The organism is Cobetia sp. (genome assembly GCF_983723665.1).
The window spans coordinates 14,070-18,308 of record NZ_CFDJES010000038.1; the positions used below are offsets into that span (position 1 = coordinate 14,070).

Annotated in this window: 6 protein-coding genes; all 6 read right to left on the bottom strand. The window is 65.5% G+C overall.

The features are described 5' to 3' along the window. A partial coding sequence (locus AC4FAH_RS05830) for a hypothetical protein (protein ID WP_490245764.1) occupies nt 1-488 on the bottom strand: 488 nt, incomplete at its 3' end. Further along, a complete protein-coding gene (locus AC4FAH_RS05835; protein ID WP_286987595.1) occupies nt 463-1,662 on the bottom strand; it encodes a hypothetical protein in 1,200 nt (399 codons plus the stop codon). The genes AC4FAH_RS05830 and AC4FAH_RS05835, both read right to left, overlap by 26 nt. Beyond that, nucleotides 1,659-2,093, bottom strand: a complete 435-nt coding sequence (locus AC4FAH_RS05840) for a GtrA family protein (protein ID WP_043335434.1) — start codon at nt 2,091-2,093, stop codon at nt 1,659-1,661. The genes AC4FAH_RS05835 and AC4FAH_RS05840 overlap by 4 nt, the downstream gene beginning before the upstream one ends. Continuing rightward, nucleotides 2,083-3,225 (bottom strand): glycosyltransferase family 2 protein, encoded by a 1,143-nt coding sequence (locus tag AC4FAH_RS05845; RefSeq protein WP_249330445.1) that lies wholly within the window; start codon nt 3,223-3,225, stop codon nt 2,083-2,085. Before AC4FAH_RS05845 ends, AC4FAH_RS05840 begins: the two co-directional genes overlap by 11 nt. A 541-nt stretch (nt 3,226-3,766) precedes the next feature. Continuing rightward, nucleotides 3,767-4,072, bottom strand: coding sequence for a cyd operon YbgE family protein (locus tag AC4FAH_RS05850; protein ID WP_082388798.1), 306 nt, complete (start codon nt 4,070-4,072; stop codon nt 3,767-3,769). 59 nt (nt 4,073-4,131) lie between these two features. Next, a complete protein-coding gene (gene cydX, locus AC4FAH_RS05855; RefSeq protein WP_024951692.1) occupies nt 4,132-4,233 on the bottom strand; it encodes a cytochrome bd-I oxidase subunit CydX in 102 nt (33 codons plus the stop codon). Nucleotides 4,234-4,239 lie beyond the last annotated feature (6 nt).

Here is a 4,239-nt window from a genome sequence, read left to right on the forward strand (position 1 = left end):
ACCGGCCAGCGCGTGACGGTCTGCTCTCCGATCATGACTTCCACCGGCAGCGCGGCGGCCGAATCCGGGAAACGTGACAGCTCAAGCGCCACGACCACGGCCTGCGAGCCTGCCGGCGAGACCTCGGGCGCGACCCGCAGGCGCAAGGTGACCTCCGCCAGCCGCGCACTGACCGGCACGTCTGGCTGGGGCGAGTAGAAACCGGCCCACAGCACGCCGCAATTGCCCAGCGGCTCGCCCTTGCGGACGGGGTAGCGCTCACCGGGCGTCAGTACCGGCACCTCGCCCATCGGCCGGTAGCAGGTGGTGGCATGCTCGATGAAGTAGCGCCGATAGTGATCATCGACCCTGGGCGTGCGCGCCAGCCACAGCAGGGTGAGTTCGAAGGCCAGCACCACCACGGTGGCCAGCAGCCACCAGATCCGCTGGCTGCGCCGTGGCCGTGGCGCCCCATACAGCGCATCAGACAAGCCAGAAGACGGTGTCATACCAGTTCTCCACCAGCCAGAGATTAGCGAGCGCACCCAGCATGACCAGGCCCCAGGCCAGCGTGCGTGGCAGCCGAGCAAGCAGGTCATGCAGGGCCAGCACGAACACCGGCATGCCGATCATGTAGCGCGGAATGGCGTCCAGCCCGGTCGCCAGCGGTACGAACAGCGTGAAGCCCGCCAGCCCCATCTCCAGCCAGCGCCGCTGCACGCCCAGCCAGCCGATCAGACCGACACCGACCAGCGCCATGCTCGCCTGCCACGCCGGGCGCAGCGTCTCCGGCGCGCTCTGCCAGTAGCTCAGCCCTTCAATGAGGTTGGTGAGGGGATTGCCCATCTCACGGCCCCAGGAAATCTGCACATGGCTGAAGGCCAGCGCATCGCCCGTCCGGTGATAGAGCAGCGCCATGAACAGGAACAGCCCCAAGGGCCCCACCACGCCGATCAGCAGCCAATCGGGCCGCCGCCACAGCTCGGTGAAAGCCCGCAGGCGCAGGCGCGCCACAAGTTCGATTCCCATCGCGATGACCCAGAACACCCCGGTGGCGCGGGTCATCGACAACAGCAGCGTCCAGAGCATCACGCGGCCGGTGCGCTGACAGCGCCAGTCGATCAATGACGCCAGGCACAGCAGCCAGAACAGTGACTCGGAATAGAGCGCGCTGAAATAGAAGCTGTACGGCATGCTGGCCGCCAGCCACACGAACAGCAGCAACGGCGCACCGGGGCGCGTGATGGCCAGATAGCGACAGCCCAGCCCCAGCGCCACGGCCAGCAAGGCATTGCTCAGGAGCACGCCCATCAGTTCGGGGTCCAGCTGACCGCCCAGTGTCACCAGCCACAGCAGCGCCGGATAGAGTGGGAAGAAGGCCCAGTTGGCGGCGTCGCCATCGCTCATGCCGCGCGCCTCGACATCGTAGCCGCGCGTCATGATGCCCTTGAACCAGCTGCCGTCGAACTGCGCCATGGCGTGCAGATAGCTGTGATCGCCCCACAGCGCGATGGCGAGCCAGACGGCGCGCGTCACCAGCAGCGCCAGCAGGATATGCCCCCAGGGAATGCGCACGGCCTGCACCCGCGCGAGTGCCTCAAAAGGGGGCGGCGTCTCGGCCGCCAATGTCTTGAAGCGCTCCCCCAGCGTCGAGCGCGGCCCTGCGGTGACGCTGTCATTCATGCATGGTCTTCCTTGAAGGCCCACAGCCGTGAGGCCAGATAGGTCACGATCGGCACCGAGAGCGTGGCGATCGCGATGGCGACGAAGCCCGACAGATCGAGCCCCTGCATCAGCACTGCCAACAGGCCATTGTTGAGCGCAAAGCCGCCCGCCGCGACCAGTCCGAAGCGCCAGGCGCTGCCCTGGCGCTTGAAGGTCAGCCGCCGGTGGCCGACCAGCGAGACCTGAAAGGCCACGCAGAAGGCAATGATATTGGCGATGAACTCATTGAGCTGCGGCCACAGGAACAGCAGCAAGGCGGCGACGCCCAGGTGCACGCCCGTCGCGGCCAGCCCGACCAGCCCGAAGCGGGTCGCGGTGCCCGCCTCCTCCCTGGCGCGGGCAGTGACTGGCCTGTCAGACTCGCTGACGCCCTCACGATCAGCGCTCAAGTGATTCACCTCGCGCCGCATCGCGTGACGCGCCGCGCACGACTCGCGCAGTGCTCAGGCCGCTGTCGAGGCCCCTGTCCGGTGACACGCTGCCCGGCGGGCTGTCGTGCAGGCTGTCATGGTCGATAAGGTAAAGCGGACGCTGCTTGGTTTCCATGAACAGACGACCGAGGTATTCGCCCAGCACGCCGATCGAGATCAGCTGCATGCCGCCGAAGAACAGGATCGCGACCATCAGTGAGGCATAGCCCGGCGCATCGGCGCCGAACAGCACCGTCTTGCTGATGATCACCAGGATATAGAGGAAGGACAGGGCGGCGACGACACTGCCGATATAGGTCCAGACCCGCAGCGGCCAGGTCGAGAAGCTCACCACGCCATCAAGGGCGAAGTTCCACAGCTTCCAGTAGTTGAACTTGGTGGTGCCGGCCGTGCGCGACGGGCGCTGGTAGGTGACGCCCACCGAGCGATAGCCGGGCCACGAGAACAGGCCCTTCATGAAGCGGTTGCGCTCGGGCAGGCGCCGCAGCGCCTCGACGACGCGGCGGTCCAGCAGGCGGAAGTCGCCCGCATCGCGCGGTATCTCGGTGAAGGTCAGGCGGTTGAAGACGCGGTAGAACCAGCCTGCCGTCTTGCGTTTGGTGGCGGTGTCCTCATGACGCGCGGCGCGTACGCCATAGACCATGTCGTAGCCGGCCTGCCATTGGCTGATGAACTCGAGGATCACCTCCGGCGGGTCCTGCAGATCGACATCCATCGGCACGACGGCATCGCCACGCGCCTGCTCGATGCCGGCGGACATGGCCGCTTCCTTGCCGAAGTTGCGTGTCAGGCTCAGGTAGCGCACGCGGGCATCGCCGGCCGCCGCGGCCTCCAGACACGCCAGGGTGCCATCGGTTGAGCCATCATCGACGAACAGCACTTCAAGATGTGGCACCTGCGAGCCCAGGGTCTTCTCGATGGCCTCCAGAAAGAGACCGATGGTCTCCTCCTCGTTCATCACCGGCACCACCAATGACAAGACCCAGTCACCGGAAAGGCGGCGCGACATGTCGCGGGGAATATGCCCCGACGAGGACGAGGACTGCCGGCCAGACGTCTGGCCGCAGGATGCATCAGCTGAGGACCGCATGGTATTTCCTCCATCGAGAGCCCCGTCATTCATGCACGCCAGGGCATCATCATCTGACAAGGTGAGAGTGAAGAGGACACAGGTGCTGCACCAGCGGCTTACCAGACACTCTCCCGCTCTCGATCGGCGCCTCTCCTCCCTCCGCTCCATTACCTCTTGGGGCCGAGGGCGACGAATACAACGCAGCGTCAATGCGGATGGCGGCCAGCGCGAAAGGGCCTGCCAGCTGCAAGAATCCGTGAAAAGCCCCGCACAGCGCCAGACATCGGCAAGGGCCTGCAAGAGCCAGCAAGGGTTTACGATGGCCTGCGGGGCCGGCGAGGGCTTGCGAGAGTGGTCGGTGAGAGCGGTCTGCGCGGGTCAATGAGCGCGACACCACCTCGCTGCGTTATAGAGCCTGCGGCCTTCTCAAGTAAAGCCTGAATCACTCAAGGGCTCGCAAGCCATGCCCTTGAGCCATGCCTTTAGCCCTAAACAAACACGGCCGCTCCAGGGAGCGGCCGTGTTTGTTGATGTAATGAATAAAGCCTGCGCAATCGCGTTACTGGCTGGACGCGAGGGTCACCAGCGTGATGAGCAAAAGACACCAGCTCAGCGGCGCCCCCAGCAGCCAGGCGCGGGTCGCATGGCGCGGCACCAGGCCGACGCCATGCGTGAAGCCGGCGCCCAGCCCCCACAGCGCGACCAGCAACATCAGATAGCGCGGTCCTGTCTGCATCGAGGCTATCGCATCCGGCCCCAGCAGCATCCAGATGGCCACCATGGCAGACAGCAGCAGCGAGGCCAGATGGGCAGGTCGAGTTCGGCACCAGGCCGGTGGTCGTGAGGCGTACCAGGGTCGTGACATCGAGCTCTCCTTGATCGGAACGGTCAGCGGCGCAGAAGTAACGTTGGGGGCCGCCTCACTCAATCATCGTCAAAGGTGTGGGTCTGCTCAAGCCACAATGCATTGATGATGCCCGCGAAGCAGGCCAGCAACACACCGAGAATCCAGGCGAAATACCACATGGTGTC